The 16426-nt window shown below is 60.1% G+C and carries 9 protein-coding genes; all 9 read left to right on the top strand.

The genetic code is table 11. The features are described 5' to 3' along the window. Positions 1-173: 173 nt before the first annotated feature. The 9 genes from liaF (at position 174) to GYN08_RS16160 (ending at position 16425) form a co-directional block, all read left to right on the top strand. Positions 174-821, top strand: coding sequence for a cell wall-active antibiotics response protein LiaF (gene liaF, locus GYN08_RS16200; protein WP_166276098.1), 648 nt, complete (start codon positions 174-176; stop codon positions 819-821). Positions 822-855: 34 nt separating this feature from the next. Next, positions 856-1920, top strand: a complete 1065-nt coding sequence (locus GYN08_RS16195) for a sensor histidine kinase (protein WP_166276095.1) — start codon at positions 856-858, stop codon at positions 1918-1920. A 2-nt stretch (positions 1921-1922) separates the two neighbouring features. Continuing rightward, a complete protein-coding gene (locus GYN08_RS16190) occupies positions 1923-2573 on the top strand; it encodes a response regulator (RefSeq protein WP_166276092.1) in 651 nt (216 codons plus the stop codon). A gap of 264 nt (positions 2574-2837) precedes the next feature. Beyond that, entirely contained in the window at positions 2838-4610 is a 1773-nt protein-coding gene (locus GYN08_RS16185) for a sugar-binding protein (RefSeq protein WP_166276089.1), read from the top strand. A gap of 236 nt (positions 4611-4846) precedes the next feature. Continuing rightward, complete coding sequence (gene zwf / locus GYN08_RS16180) at positions 4847-6403, top strand: glucose-6-phosphate dehydrogenase (RefSeq protein WP_166276086.1); 1557 nt, start codon at positions 4847-4849, stop codon at positions 6401-6403. A gap of 161 nt (positions 6404-6564) precedes the next feature. Further along, positions 6565-8148 (top strand): peptide chain release factor 3, encoded by a 1584-nt coding sequence (locus GYN08_RS16175; protein WP_166276083.1) that lies wholly within the window; start codon positions 6565-6567, stop codon positions 8146-8148. A gap of 23 nt (positions 8149-8171) precedes the next feature. Continuing rightward, on the top strand, positions 8172-8846 hold the full coding sequence (locus tag GYN08_RS16170; RefSeq protein ID WP_166276081.1) for a potassium channel family protein: 675 nt from the start codon (positions 8172-8174) through the stop codon (positions 8844-8846). Positions 8847-9158: 312 nt separating this feature from the next. Continuing rightward, the gene (locus GYN08_RS16165; RefSeq protein ID WP_166276079.1) at positions 9159-9953 is read left to right on the top strand and encodes a TrmH family RNA methyltransferase; all 795 of its coding nucleotides are present in this window, start codon (positions 9159-9161) and stop codon (positions 9951-9953) included. A gap of 223 nt (positions 9954-10176) precedes the next feature. Next, the gene (locus GYN08_RS16160) at positions 10177-16425 is read left to right on the top strand and encodes a phosphodiester glycosidase family protein (protein ID WP_328802965.1); all 6249 of its coding nucleotides are present in this window, start codon (positions 10177-10179) and stop codon (positions 16423-16425) included. The last annotated feature ends 1 nt before the right edge of the window (position 16426 follow it).

Raw genomic sequence — 16426 nt, 5'->3', positions numbered from 1 at the left:
GATTCGCTGTCCGGCGCGGTCCCGCATGAACCAGAGTGCGGCTTCCGCTCCGGGCGCGAATTCGGGCACAGGCGAAGCCATGCGGTATACGTATACCGTTATGGCTTTTGCTACGCTTGGGAACCGATATCCACGACATCCAGAACACCCAACACGGCAGGAGGAGGAGCGGCATGAAAACTAAAAAACGCGCTTGGGCAATCGTGCTGATCGGCGCGGGAATGCTGATGCTGCTGGGCAGGTGGATCAGTCCGCTTTCGCTGGTCGCTCTCCTCGTGCTGTGTTACGGCATCTATACCATGCGGGCGGACCGGACCTCCTTCGGCTATAAGTGTCTAGCCGTCGGAGCCGGACTGCTGCTGCTCGATCATATCGTGATCATGGTCGGCGGCATCCTTCTCTCGGTCGGCGTGTTCTATGCGCGGGCGCGCGAGCTGCATGCCGGAAGAACCTATATGCGGCGCCAGGAGTTCGTCTCGCAGCTTAACCGCGAACGCGAGCCGTGGGTGCCGGAAAACGTCAGCCTATGGCATTTGTTCGGCGACGTCAACTGCGATTTCTCGCTGGCGCTGCCTTCGGAGCCGGATACGGTCATTCACCTGCAGGGACTGATCGGCGACGCCGACCTGACTTTTCCCGAAGAATACGGAATCGAGTTCGATGTGTTTATCGGTTACGGAAAAGTCAGCTTCGAAGGGGAAGCCCGGACGGGAATGTTAAACAAATTCGTGTGGCGTTCGCCGGGTTACGAGCGGAGCGAGCAAAAAGTTCGGGTCGCGATGGCGTATGCGGCCGGCGACGTGAATATCCGGATCAACTAAAGGGGCAAAAATCGAGGGACGGTGAAAAGGCACGGTGAACGGAGCGGGAAAGACTAAAAAATCCCATACGATTGTCCGCGGGATCGGTTCGGGTCTGCTGCTTGCGCTTATCGTGCTGCTGGCGGCGATATACGTCCTGTATTCATACGGCCTGCTGGACGTGCCGGATACGTGGCCGCTTAGGATTCGCGCGGGCTTGACCGTGCTGGCGGTGTGTCTTTCCGTAGGCGCGCTGTACGGGCTGTACCGGGCGATGCAGACCAAAATTCAGTTCGACCGTCTGCAGGACACGCTGCTGCTGTGGGAGAAGGGCAATCCGACCCGGCCGGTCTGGCCGATCGGCGGCGAGATGGAAGGCTTGGCGGAACAGCTGGAGAGGGTAGGGAAAAAGTGGGAGGAGCAGGTGAACTCCCTGCAGCGCCTCTCGACGCATAACGCCCAACTGGCCGAACAGGCGCGCGTATCGGCCATCGTCGAAGAGCGGCAGCGCCTGGCCCGCGAACTTCATGACGCCGTGTCGCAGCAGCTGTTCGCGATCTCGATGACGGCGACCGCCGTGGGACGGACGTTCGAAAAGGATCTGGCCCGGGCCAGACGCCAGGTGGAGCTGATCGAAGAGATGGCGTCGGTGGCCCAGTCGGAGATGAGGGCGCTGCTGCTGCATCTCCGGCCGGTCTACCTGGAAGGCAAGCCGCTGTATCAGGGACTGAGCGAATTGGTGCGGGAAATCCAGGCCAAAGCGCAGTTGGAGATTACGCTCGACATGGATGCCGGGCTCGAGCTCGTGAAAGGCATCGAGAATCACCTGTTCCGCATCGTGCAGGAGGCGCTGTCGAACACGCTTCGCCATGCGAAGGCCGACAAGATGGAGATCATGATCGTCCGCCGCAGCGATGCGCTGCGCATGTCGCTGAAAGATAACGGAATCGGCTTCGAACTGGACGAGAAGAAGCAGTCTTCCTACGGCTTGTCGCTGATGCAAGAGCGGGTCAGCGAGATCGGCGGATCGATCCGCTACATCACCGCGCCGGGCAAAGGAACCCGGATCGAGTTAACCGTGCCGCTGGTGAGCGGGGAACAGAGAGGGAGCGAAGAATAGCGATGGAGACGGAAGAACTCATTACCGTGCTGCTCGTCGACGACCATGAGATGGTCCGGATCGGATTGGCCGCGGTGCTCGATACGGAGGAAGGCATCGAGGTCGTCGGAGAGGCGAGCGGCGGCGAAGAGGGCGTGCGTCTGGCGCAGCAGTACAAGCCCGACGTCGTCCTGATGGATCTGGTCATGGACGGCATGGACGGCATCGAAGCGACCCGGGAGGTGCTGAAGAGCTGCCCCGACTGCAAGGTCATCGTGCTGACGAGCTACCTGGACGACGAGAAAATGTATCCCGTGATCGAAGCCGGAGCGTTCAGCTATTTGCTCAAGACTTCGAGAGCGAACGAAGTGGCGGACGCAATACGGGCTGCGGTGCGCGGCCAATCGGTGCTCGAATCGCAGGTTGCGGCCAAGATGATGGACCGCTTCCGGGCTCCCGCGCCCGTCCGGGCACCGCACGAAGATCTTACCGACCGCGAGATGGAAGTGCTGCGGCTGTTGGCGCAGGGCAAGTCGAACCAGGAGATCGCGGACGAGCTCATTATCGGGATCAAAACGGTGAAGTTCCATGTGACCAATCTGCTGTCCAAGCTGGGTGTGGAGGACCGGACGCAGGCAGCCATTTACGCTTATAAAAACGGGTTGGCCGAATAAGGGGCCGACCCGTTTTCGCGTTTAACTGCGGCAAAACGTCAGCAGGAAGGCAGCAAAACGGCGCGGCAGAGGGGATACCGGAACCTTTCAAATTTTTACGGTTAACATATTATGTCATTTCCCGGAGTAAAGGAGCATCGTGGATTATAATTTGAAAGCGCTTTAAAAAAAGAATGGCGAAGGGGAGATGACATACAGGCGGACGGCCTGAAGCTTATGCGGATTTGCCGACAGATTCGATTATTCGAAAGGGGAGATTGCGTCATGTCCATCAAGAGAAAGATTGCCTATCTGTTGACCGCTTCCATTGCTGCCCTGCCCGCCGCATTATGCGGCCCGTTTCCTGCCGCGGAGTCGGCGAGCGCTTCGGCACGTTCCGTCTCGATTGCCGATTACGGGGCCGTGCCGGACGACGATAAGGATGATCTGGATGCGATCCGTCAGGCCGTCGCGGCGGCGAAGGCTGCGGGGAAGAGCGTCTACGTACCTTCCGGAACCTTTTTATACAGCGACGTCATCGTATTGAACGGAGTCGACTTGATCGGCGAAGGAGAGTCCTCGGTACTGCGCAGCACCAATCCCCAGAAACAGGCGGTTCAGCTGGCCGGCAGCGGAAGCGATATCCGGAAGGTGAAACTGACGACCGTTCCGGTGAGCACGCGTCTCTCCAGTTCCGTCTCCGCCCGGGTACACGTCACGCCGGAAGCATCGAACTTTTCCGTGACCGATACGGTCATCGAAGGCGGTTCTTCGGCGGGGATCATCGTATACGGCGTGAACGGAACGATCAAAGGCAACGCGGTTCGCGATACGCTCGCCGACGGCATTCATATTACGGGGGGCTCCGCAAACATTAAAGTCGAAAACAATGTGGGCAGGGACACCGGGGACGATATGATCGCCGTCGTGTCGTACGAAAAGAACGGAACCTGGGTGAAAAACGTCAAAATCGCAAATAACGACGTTGCCGGCGGGCATGCGCGGGGCATCACCGTCTCGGGCGGCACGAACGTCGAGATCGAACGCAATCGGATCGCCGATACCGGCGGCGCGGGAATCTTCATCGCGTCGGAGGGCAGTTATCAGACGTACGAGGTGCGCAACCTCAAAGTCAGCCGCAACGAAATCGTCCGGGACAGCCGGAATGCGGCCATTCCCGAAAAAGGCGGTATCCGCCTGCAGGCGACCTACAAGGAACCGAGCATCGTAAACGCGATTTTCGAACGGAATACGATTACGGATTCGGCGGACAGCGCCGTCCTGATTCTGGGCTCCGCCAGCATCCAGGCATCGTTCAGCCGGAACGAAATCGTCAACCCGGCCAATCACGGCATCCACATCCTGAAGACGGTGACGGGCACGCTCTCCTTCCTGCGCAATACGGTGGACGGCGCCGGAGGTTCGGCGATGTACAATCAATCGCAGGCGCAGGTCACCAGCGACCTGCCGAATTCCGCGCCTCCGGGCGGCGGCGAGGAAGACGGCTACATCGCGGCTCGCGGCACGCCGCATATCGACGGCGCGGTCGACGACGTTTGGAGCAACGCTACCCCGCTGCGGCTGAACACGGATCCCAACGGCACGACGGGCACCGTCCGGATTGCCTGGGATAACGTGGCGCTGTATTATCTGTTCGAAATGACCGATGCCACGCCGAACGCGATGGGCGCGGAAGAGCATAGCGACTCCGTCGAAGTGTGGGTCGACGAGCTGAACGCGAAAAACGGAACCCGCACCGTCGGCGACTATCAGCTGCGCGTCGGTTACGACAATACGCTGTCATCCGCTATAAGAGGCTTCAACCTGTCGAACGTAAGAAGCGCGGTCGTGCAGCGCGAGGGAGGCTATACGGCGGAGTTTGCCGTTCCGTATACGGCTTTGACGCCGCAGGCGGGAGACGTTATCGGCTTCAACGCCAGCGCCAACGACGATTCCGACGGCGACGGCCGGCGCGACACGTATCTGAGCTGGATCGACAAAAATCTGCCGTACTGGGCGGATACCCGCGTATACGGCGAAGTGACGCTCGGAAATTGAAAGCGTTATCCTTGAGATTTACATGGACCGGCGTGTTTCTGCCGGTCTTTTTGGTGGTTGTAAATATTAATGAAACCTTCATGTTGTATCAGCATAAATGATATCAATGCGATAGCATCAATTTGAGAGATATGTTAGAATGACATCACATCTTTTTATCTTCGCGCACTAAGCGAGCGGATCAAAAGTCAGGCACATTCATTACACTATACTAACTACAGGAAGAATGGGGAGCTATGGCGGACAATCAAAATCTTGAAGCATTGAAAGCACCGGGCGCGGTCTTTTTCATCTTCGGGGCTACCGGAGACCTGGCCCGTCGCAAGTTGTTCCCGGCCATTTTCAGCTTGTACCGGGAAGGGAAGCTGGCGGAGGACTTTGCCGTAGTCGGAGTGGCTCGGCGCCCTCGTACGAACGAAGAGTTTCGTGACGACGTATTCCGCTCGATCCAGGAATTCGGACGGTACAAATCTTCCGACCAGGAGAAGTGGAACAAGTTTGCGGAACACTTCGAATATAAATCCCTCGATATCAACAATGTCGCGGGGTTCCAGGAACTTAAGACACAAACGGAAGCGATCGAAGATAAATTTTCGATTCCGGGCAACCGACTCTTCTATCTGGCGCTGGCGCCTGAGCTGTTCGGCAGCGTATCGCTGAACCTGCGCGAAGGCGGCATGCTGGACAGCGAAGGCTGGCATCGCCTCGTCATCGAGAAGCCGTTCGGCTACGATCTCAAGTCGGCCGAGAAGCTGAACGAAGAACTCGGACATGTGTTCAAGGAAGACGAGATCTACCGGATCGACCACTATCTCGGCAAAGAGATGGTGCAGAATATCGAGACCATCCGGTTCTCGAACATGTTCTTCGAGTCGCTCTGGAACAACAAGTATATCGCCAACGTGCAGATCACGCTGGGCGAGACGGTCGGCGTCGAAGAGCGCGGCGGTTATTACGATAACGCGGGCGCGCTGCGCGATATGGGCCAGAACCATATCCTCCAGCTGCTCACGATGATCGCGATGGAGCCGCCGAGCCGACTGCTGGCCGAAGACATCCGCGACGAGAAGGTCAAAGTGCTGCGCTCGCTGCATCACTTCGGCAGCTCCGAAGAAGTCAAAGCCAACGTCGTGCGCGGTCAATACACCGCCGGGCAGAGCAACGGCAAAGACCTCCCGGGCTACCGCGAGGAAGACAAGGTCGATCCGAATTCGAACACCGAGACGTTCTTCGCGGCTCGCGTATTCGTCGACAACTTCCGCTGGGCCGGCGTGCCGTTCTATATCCGGACGGGCAAGCGTCTGCCGGTGAAGACGACGGAAGTCGTCATCGAATTCAAGAAGATGCCGGGCAACATCTATCTGGGCCAGAAGCATGACCTGCAGCCGAATCTGTTGGTTATCCGCGTCAACCCGATGGAGGGCATCTATTTCAAGATCAACGCCAAGAAGCCGGGTTCGGAATCGGAAATCGCCCAAGTGGCGATGGAGTTCTGCCAAAGCTGCCTGGTGGGCATCAACTCGCCGGAAGCTTACGAACGCTTGATTCACGATGCGGCCAAAGGCGATTCGACGTACTTCACCCGTTGGGACGAAGTGGCTTCGGCCTGGGCGTTCATCGACAAGATCGACGCGGCATGGAAAGAGAATCCGGCCGACGTCAGCTCGTATCCGGCGGGAAGCTGGGGACCGGACGAAGCGCACGAACTGCTGGCGCGCGACGGATTCCACTGGTGGCCGGTCAACGGTCAGGAAGAAGACAACGTGATCTGGGTCGCCGCTTCGAGCAGCTGATCCGGCGTTGAAGCAGTAACCGATACAAGCCGCCGAGCGGCCGGGATTTCCGGCTGTCGGCGGCTTTTTTGCATGTTTTCGCGCACATTCTCCCCTTGCCTGCGCGCTAATTATGGTACAATACAGGGATGAATACGCACGATACAGAAGGGAACGTGAACATGAACCAAGCCAGTGAGAAAGTTTTGCGCGAAGAAGTCGAGAAACGCAGAACTTTTGCCATTATATCTCACCCGGATGCCGGGAAAACGACGCTGACGGAGAAGCTGCTGCTCTTCGGCGGCGCCATTCGTCTGGCCGGAACGGTCAAAGCACGCAAAGCCAGCAAGCACGCGACGAGCGACTGGATGGAGATCGAGAAGCAGCGGGGGATTTCCGTTACGTCTTCGGTCATGCAGTTCGATTATAACGGTCACCGCATCAATATTTTGGATACGCCGGGTCACCAGGATTTCAGCGAAGACACGTACCGGACGCTGACGGCGGCCGACAGCGCGGTCATGCTGATCGACGTTGCCAAGGGCGTCGAAGCGCAGACGATCAAGCTGTTCCAGGTCTGCGCGAAGCGCGGAATTCCGATCTTTACCTTTATCAACAAGCTCGACCGCGAAGGCCGCAGCCCGTTCGACCTGATGGAAGAGCTGGAGCAGGTGCTCGGTATCCGCTCGGTTCCGATGAACTGGCCGATCGGTATGGGACGCGAACTGAGCGGCGTGTACGACCGGATGAAAAATCAGGTCGAGCTGTTCCAGGGAGACGACCATTCGCAGATCAAGGTTCAGAAGGTCGAAGATTATCATGACCCTATCATCGCGGAGATGGCGGGCGAGTACCACGCGAACCAGTTGGCCGAAGAACTTGAGCTGCTTGACGTGGCGGGCGATCCGTTCGACTACGAAAAAGTAAAACGCGGCGAGCTGACACCGGTCTTCTTCGGCAGCGCGATCAACAACTTCGGCCTGCAGACGTTCCTGGAGAACTTCCTGGAGCTTGCGCCGAAGCCGGCGCCGCGCAAAAGCACGGAAGGCGAGATCGAGCCGGTGCGCGAGAAGTTCAGCGGCTACGTGTTCAAGATTCAGGCGAATATGAACCCGGCCCACCGTGACCGGATCGCGTTCCTGCGGATCGTGTCCGGCAAATTCGAGCGCGGCATGAGCGTCAAGCACGTGCGCGTCGGTAAGGATATCAAGCTGTCGCAGCCGCAGCAGTTCCTCGCCCAGGATCGCGATATCGTCGAGACGGCCTACGCCGGCGACATTATCGGCCTGTTCGACCCGGGCATTTTCCGGATCGGCGACTCGCTGGTGGAAGGACAGACTTTCGAGTTCGACGAGCTGCCGACGTTCTCGCCGGAACTTTTCTCGAAAGTCACCGTAAAGAATGCGCTCAAGCATAAGCAGTATCAAAAAGGGATCGATCAGCTGACGGAAGAAGGCACCATTCAAGTCTTCCGGACGGTGAGCTTCGACGATACGATTCTCGGAGTCGTCGGTCAGCTGCAGTTCGAAGTGTTCGAATACCGGATGAAGAACGAGTACGGCGTCGACGTGCAGCTGCAGCGCCAGCCGTTCCAGTTTGCGCGCTGGATCGTGGCGAAAGAGATCGATCCGTCCAAATTCCGCATCAACTCGACGCTGGTCAAAGACAAAAAGGGCAATTACGTTGCGCTGTTCGAGAACGAATACGCGATGCGCACCGCCATCGACAAAAACCCGGACGCCCAGTTCCTGGAGATGGCGCCCTGATTTCTAAGGAGGCCTGACAGAGGATGGGCAAAGGGAAGAAGCAGTACGCGGTTATCGGAATGGGACGTTTCGGATCGAGCGTCGCCAGAACGCTGAGCCAAATGGGATTCGACGTGCTCGCGATCGACGCCAGCGAAAACCGGACCCAGGAAATTTCGAATCTGGTCACGCATGCCGTATCGGCCGATTCGACGGATGAAGAGGCGCTGAAAGCGCTAGGCATCGGCAATTTCGACGTGGTCGTGGTGGCCATCGGCCAAAATATCCAGGCAAGCATCCTGACCACGCTGATCTTGAAAGAAATGAACGTTCCGGCGATTATCGCCAAGGCGCAGAACGAGCTGCACGGCAAAGTGCTGAGCAAAATCGGCGCCGACAAAGTCATTTTCCCCGAGCGGGACATGGGTACGCGGGTCGCGCACAATCTGACATCGCCGAATATTCTCGATTATATCGAGCTGTCGGGCGACTACAGCATCTTCGAGATGCTGGTGCCGGCGCGGATGGTCGGACGCAACCTGATCGAACTGAATCTGCGGCAAAAGTACGGGTGCAACGTAATCGCGGTGCGGCGAGGCAGCAAGATGAACATTTCGCCGGACCCGCACGGCCGTCTCTGGGAAGGCGACGTGCTGGTGGTCGTCGGCGAGCGGGACGATCTGGTCCGGCTGGAGATGGCGTTCGATAAGCACGGATGAGGAAATCCCGTTCGGGGGAGAAGCTGAGAGGCGCTCCGGGAGAAATTCGTTTCGGTCGCGTGTTGAACTTGGACAGCTTGATTGAAATTCAATAAGGAGGCTGTCCAAGTTCAAAGGCGAACGCTGGCGCTCCTGCACTGAATTTCTCCCTCCGCTGACAGCTTCTCGAAAAAGGCTTTCCGCATCGTGCTGGGGATAAATAAAAGATAAAACAAAAGATAAAACAAAAGCATAAAGCAGATAAGGTATCGCTTAGGCGATACCTTTATCTTTGAGGATCCATTCATTCTTGAAAAAGCGGAGGGCGGAAAAATGGCGCATACGCAGATCGGATCGACGGCGAACGGACGGGTCAAGGAATGGGCGAGTCTGCTGGAAAAAAAGCATCGCGACCGTCAAGGCAAATTTATCGTGGAAGGCGTGCATCTGGTGCAGGAGGCGCTGCGCTCGGATGCGGACGTGGAATGCGTCGCCTATGACGCGGAGCTCGGCGTGCCGGGGGAATTGACGGAAGAGGCGCGCTCCGGGCAGAGCGAATGGATCGCCGTGTCGGCGGCGATCGTGGCGAAGTGCACGGAAGCGAGAACGCCGCAACCGGTGTTCGCGGTCGTGCGCAAATCGTCGGCGAAGCTGACGGACATTCTGCGGGTCCGGGACTCGCTCGTCGCGGTGCTCGACGGGGTGCAGGACCCAGGGAACGTGGGGACGATCATCCGGGCGGCGGACGCCGCGGGAGCCGCGGGCGTATTGATCGGGCGCGGGTGTGCGGACATTTATAATCCGAAAACGGTGCGCTCGACGATGGGCTCGCTGTTCCATCTGCCGATCGTCGAAGGCGAGCTGACGGAGCTGCTGCCGCAAGCGCGCGAAGCGTCGGCGAAGATCGTCAGCACGAGCCTTCAGGCGAAGCAAAACTGCTATGAGGCGGATTACCGGGGCGCGACCTGGTTCGTGTTCGGCAGCGAAGGCGGCGGCGTCTCGCCGGAGGTCGAAGCCTTCGTGGACGAGTCGATCATCATTCCGATGCCCGGGCAGGCGGAATCGCTCAACGTGGCGATGGCGGCTTCGGTGCTGCTGTTCGAAGCGGTACGGCAGCGGTTGGGCTAGAAGACATCGTCTGATCTCCTGCAAAACTTGAAGATCGGGGAAACGCGGCGGATCGAACGCGCGTTTCCCCGGTCTTTTTACATTGTTCTTGCAATTTGGCGGTAGATTAACAAGATCCGCCAACTGGGTTAATCCCCCTGTAACCGCCTGCCGGTAAGCTGGTAGTCATACATAAAGCTTTTCGGTTCGACGCGAAGCGATCATGGCGAGGGGGAAGAAGAAAGTGAGACGGAAATGGTGGGGCATCAAAATTTTGTTGGCGGCTGTGCTGCTGGTATCGATCGTACAGCCGGGGCTGACGGCCGGTGCGGCCTTGGCCGAACTGCCGGCGGTGCAGTACGGCCGGGCTGTCGATATCCGGCAGACCGAACTTGCGCCGGGCGCGACGTATACGCGGATGGACTTGGAGGACGCCAGAGGTCCGCAGAAAGTTCATTCGGTAGAATTCAATCCGGCCGCGGCAGGGTTGGAACTGAAGGCCGGAACGAAGGACGGAAAGGTATACGGCATGAAAGGCGTCACGGAGATGGCCGCTTACGCGGATGCGCCGGGCAGCCGCGTCATTGCCGGAATCAACGGAGACTTTTACGACATTTCGGGCTCGGGAACCGGGGTTCCGAACGGGCTGTTCATGAACGAGGGGCGGATTCTGAACAGCGGTTCGGGCTATGCTTTCGGTCTGACGCGGGACGGGCGCTCGCTGTACGGGACGCCGCAGCTCACCAAAAAGCTGACGATCGGAGGAACGAGCGTCGATCTGCATGCGGTGAACCGCTATCGGGGCGAAAACCAGCTGGTTCTCTATACGCCGGATTATTACGCGTCGACCAAGTCCGGCAGCGGCGGGGACGAGTTCGTGCTGACCGTATCGGAAGGCGAAGTGCGCAGCGGAAGCGTCATGAAGCTTAAAGTCGCCGAAGTGCGCGCCGGGATGGGCGACAGCCCCCTCGCAGAAGGCACTGTCGTGCTGTCGGCTTCGGGTACGGCGAAGGAGCGGACCCAGGGATTGAAGGTCGGCGACGAGCTGACGGCGGAATTTTCCCTGGCGGGAGAATGGAGCGAGGCCGTATTGGCGATCGGCGGACAGGGTCCGCTGATCAAAGACGGCGTCGTTCAGAGCGGAGTGAGGCCGGAAGGCGTCCATCCGCGAACGGCCGTCGGCACGAAGGCCGACGGCAGCCTGATCCTGCTCGAAGTCGACGGACGCGCGCCCGGTTTCAGCGAAGGGGTGGAGACGCAGGAACTGGGACAGATTTTGAAAGATAGAGGCGCGGTCGACGCGATCAATCTCGACGGAGGCGGTTCGTCCACCTTCGCCGCCCGGATGCCGGGAACTTCTTCGGTCAAAATGCTGAATCGGGGTTCCGACGGATACGAGCGGAAAACGGGCAACGGGCTGCTGCTCGTCAATACCGCGCCCGAGCTGTCTTCGGCTTCCTCGCTGGTCGTGCAGCCGGACGGCGAGCGCATCTTGCAGGGATCGACGTATCCGTTCAAGGCGGCCGCGATCGATGCCAACGGCCATCCGGCCGTCATGGAAGGTACGCCGGTCTGGCAGGTGCCCGAGACGCTCGGGACGATCGACGCAAGCGGCGTGTTCAAGGCGGCCGCCGATGCGAACGGAACCGGCTCCGTACAGGTCGAAGCCGGCGGCGTCAAGGGAGCGGCCGGCATCGAAGTGGTCGGGGATCTGACGGAATTGGTCTTCCCGGACAGCGCCCGGACTTATGCCGCCGGAGAAACGGCCCGGCTCTCCGTGACGGCGCTGCGCGGCAAGCAGACGGTGCAGGCGGACAACGCCAGCTTCCGCTGGCGAACCGAAGGCGACATCGGAACCGTCGACGCGAACGGGGTCTTCACGGCAGGCGAACGCAGCGACGCCAAGGGCCGGATCTTCGCCGGCTATGGAAACGTCGAAACGTCTTTCGAAGTCAGCGTCGGCATCCCTCCGGTCATGCTGGAAGATTTCGAGTCGGGTCTCGGCAAATACCGAGCGGCGAGCGTCTTGGCGAATTCGGTCGCCATCACGGAAGAAACGAATCCCGATTATGTGCGCGGAGGAAGCCGTGCGCTGAAGCTGGAATACGACTTTACGGGGAAAACGGGAACTTCCGGCGCTTACCTTCAGGCGACGTCGGCCGAGAACCGGATTCAAATTCCGGGCTATCCGGCCAAGATCGGAATGTGGGTCTACGGCGACGGTCAAAAGCATTGGCTGCGCGGCCAGCTGAAAGACGGCAACGACGCGGCGGTTCCGATCAATTTCACGGAACAGACGACGGGAGTCGACTGGACGGGATGGAAATACGTCGAAAGCGACGTGCCGCAGGGCAAAGTCCTGCCTTTGACCATGGACATGCCGGTTCGGTATATGGAAACGAATAATGCGAAAAAGACGGCCGGCGCCCTGTATATCGACAACATCCGCGCCGTTTACGGGCCGCTCGAGGAGGACCGTACTCCGCCGGTCATCAAGGAGCTGATTCCTTCTTCCGGCCAGATTGTCGAGACGGCGACGCCGGAGCTGTCCGTCATTGCCGAAGACGACGGCTACGATCCGGCGGCGAATCCGGGAACGACGCTGATCGATCCGGACAGCATCCGCATGTACGTGGACGGCCAGCCGGTCGAGCACAGTTTGTACCCGCCGAAAGGCCGGATCGCCTATAAGCCGGCCAGCCCGCTTACGGAAGGCCGGCATACGGCGAAGATCGCGGTGCGCGATCTCGCGGGCAACCAGACGATTCGGGAATGGTCGTTTTCCGTCAATCTCGGTTCGCCGTATTACGTCTACGATACGCCCGAGCGGTTGGAAACGGGAGGTTCCTACACGCTCGATATCCGCGCGGCCAAAGCTTCGATTCTGCGATCGGGCGAGCTGGCTTTCCGTTTCGATCCCGCCGCGGCGAGCGGACTTGAAGTGATTGCGGGCGGGAAGATCGGCGGCGCTTCGCAGGTTCGTTCGCAGATCGACGAAGCGGCAGGCATCGTCAGCCTGCAGTTCGAGAACATCGACCAAGCGAGCTTGTCGGACGACGATCTGCTGGCGCAGATCCGGTATAAGGTGCGCAGCGATCTGATCGGTCCGCTTACGACGGAAGAAGCCGCGGACGGCGGGACGAAGCCATTTGGGATCGCGTACCGCTCGGGGTCCGTGACCTCGGCGGAAGGCGACGGCCGGAAAGTCGAGTTCGCCGGACCGGATCTGGAATCGGCCGCGCGCAGCGGATTGAAACTGCTCTGGGATCCGTACGCCGTCGGGATGGGCTTCGAATCTTCGTTCACGATCGTGCATGCCGCGGACGGCACGCCGGCTGCCGAAGCCGGACTGCTGCTGAACGGAATGCGGGTCGCGGAAGGACAAAGCGACGCCTCCGGGCTGCTTAGAACGGCGGAAGTCACGAAAACGGCGGGAACGTTCACGCTGCAGGCGGTGCAGGGAGAGCGGTACAGCCCCGTGATGAAGTTCACGGTCGCGCCTCATGCCGGCGGCCCGCAGCCGTCCAACGTCAACGTGACGATGGGCGAAGATGCGTATTCGTCCAGGCAGTTCAACTGGCAGACATCGCCGGCGGTGTCGGATACGGTGGTGGAACTCGTTAAACGGTCGGAATTTGCCGGTTTCGATCAGGCGAACGTGGTCCGGATCACCGGCGGAAGCAGCCTGTACACGACGAACAACGACGGATCGCTGAATGTGCATAAAGCGCGGGCCGCGGGGCTTGAACCGGATACCGAATACATGTACCGGGTCGGAGACGGCGCGGATCATATGAGCGCTCCGGCGGCATTCCGTACTTCTCCGCCTGCCGGCGGACGGAACGTGAAATTCCTGTTCATCGGCGATTCGCAGGCGGAAACGCGGTCAGGTTTTGCGCTGTGGGGCGAAACGCTGGCCGCGGGATTGGAATATATGCCGGATGCGGACATGATCGTGCATGCCGGAGACATGGTCGACAAAGGGTTCGAGCAGGAGCAGTGGAATTGGTGGTTCGAAGCCGCGGGAGCCGCCCTGGCGAACCGGACGCTGGTTCCGATTATCGGCAATCACGAAGTAATGGGCAGCAACGGCGCCGGCGATTATTTGGCTCAGTTCAACAATCCGCCGAACGGCGCTTCCGGCGCGCTCGGGACCAGCTACAGTTTTGATGCCGGGGACGCGCATTTCGCGGTGTTCGACACGGAGCAGGGAGAACAGGGTTACGCCGCTCAGGCCGAATGGCTGGAACAGGATTTGGCGAAGAGCGGCAAGAAGTGGAAGATCGTCTTTTTCCATCAAGGTCCTTACGGCAGCATTTATTCCAACGAACGGGTGCAGGCGAAGTGGGTGCCGATTTTGGATAGATACGGCGTCGATCTGGTCATGAACGGACACGACCACATTTATATGCGCAGCTTCCCGATGAAAAACGGAGAAATCGCGCCTGAGGGAGAAGGCACCCGTTATCTGATCGGGGGATCGTCGGGACCGAAGTTTTACGCGCTGACGAAGCGTTTCTGGCAGGAAAAAATCGACGACTCCGACGCTCAAATTTATACCGGCGTGGAAGTGTCGGAAAAAGCGATCGAGATCAGCGTGCGCAAACTGGACGGAACGGAGATCGATCGTTTGACGATCGGGGAAACCTCCGCCGAAGACGCGCTGAAAGGAATCGAATTCGGCGGAAAAACGATGCTGAAACCGGGCGATACGGACCGCACGGTAACCGAAGCGGTCTATGCGTCGGGACGCAGCGTGCCGCTCGCCGAAGGGGTGACGTACCGGAGTTCCGATACGGCCGTCGCCGAGATCGGCAGCGACGGCGAAGTGCGGGCCCTGGGCGAAGGAGAAACGGTTCTGTCGGCCGCATATGCGGGCTTCACCGATTCGTATACCCTCAAGGTGACGAACGAAGAGCCGCAGATGGTCGGCATTCGGCTGGAAGGTCCCGTCCGGCTGGAAGCGGGATCCGAAGGCGTTACCGTGGTGAGCGCCGTCTACGGCGACGGAACGCGGATTCCGATCCCGGCGGATGTTCGCTTCGCTTCTTCCGATCCGAATGTGGCGGCGATCGACGAATCGGGACGGATTCGCGCTCTGCAGCCGGGCGAGACGGAAATCGGGGCTTCTTACGGTCCTTATTCGGACACTTATACGCTCGGCGTGTATGCCGCGCCGTCGCAGCCTGGGCCTGGACCGCTGCCTGAACCGCAGCCGGAGCCTATTCCGCAGCCGTCTCCGAACCCTGCGCCGATCCCGGCCCCGGGTTCGGCGCAGCCGCCGGCCTCAAGCCCGGCTGAAGGCGCCGGAGCGTCCGTCCCGGATCTTCCGGCCGGTACGGGCGGTCCCGGCGATCGGGTCGTGAGCGCGGCCGAACTGGCTCCGCCTGCGGGAGGAAGACCGGTTACCGTCGCGATCGCGGGCTCTACGGAGCGGATCGTGCTGCCGGCCAATGCCGGCGAGCTGCTCGGAACATCGGCGCTGCGTCTGGAATCGGCGGCTTTCCGCGCCGAGCTGCCGGCGGCCCTGCTGAATCAGGCCGCGGAGCGGCTGCCGGGCACCGATTCGGAAGCCGCGGCTCTCGTGCTGAAAGTGACGGAAGCGGACGGGGAGACGCTTCTGGCCTCCGCGCGGTCAACGACGGGCGCGAACATCCGCCTCGCGGGCAGGGCGTTCGACTGGACGCTGGCCGCTCTCGATGCGAGCGGAAAGGAATACGAGGTGGAAGGAGCCTTTGCCGAACCGCTGAATACGGCCATGACGGCGGAACAGGAGACGGAACGGCAGCTGACGGGCCTGTACAGAATCGCTTCGGACGGATCGCTTGAATATGTAGGCGGTCTGTGGAACGGCCGGGAGCTGAACGCCGCGCTGACTTCGAACGGCACGTACGCGATTCTGGCGTACGATAAGACGTTCGGCGACCTGGCCGAAGGACACTGGGCCGAAACGGCCGTCAAGATTTTGTCGGCCCGCCAGCTGATCACGGGAACGTCGGCGGATACGTTCGAACCGAGCCGCGAGATTACGCGGGCCGAATTCGCGGCGATGCTGACGCGGGCGCTTAAACTGGAAGCATCGGCCGCTTCGGGCTTCGGCGACGTGCCGGCCGGCAGCTGGTATGCCGAGGCCGCTGCGGCGGCGCGGCAGGCGGGAATCGTTCAAGGCGGCCGAGACGGCCGGTTCGAACCGAACCGCGCCGTGTCCCGCGCCGAAATGGCCGCCATGCTCATGCGCGCCTACGCGTATGCAGGCGGCAAAATGCCGGATGCGTCCGGGGCTTCGGCATCGGCCGACCGGTTTGCCGACCTGGCGGGCGCGCCGGGCTGGCAGCGGGAAGCGGCCCTCGGAGCGGCGGAGCTCGGACTCATGCGGGGACAGGGAGCGAAGCGCTTCGTGCCGGAATCCCCGGGAACCCGGGCGGAAAGCGCGCAGATGATTCTTAATCTGCTGCGCAGTCCCGCGGAATCTTTTGCCCGAAACGGACTTTAAC

Origin of the sequence: Saccharibacillus alkalitolerans (genome assembly GCF_011090185.1) — a bacterium.
Classification (GTDB): domain Bacteria; phylum Bacillota; class Bacilli; order Paenibacillales; family Paenibacillaceae; genus Saccharibacillus; species Saccharibacillus alkalitolerans.
This window is presented reverse-complemented; position numbering and strand designations above follow the sequence as displayed.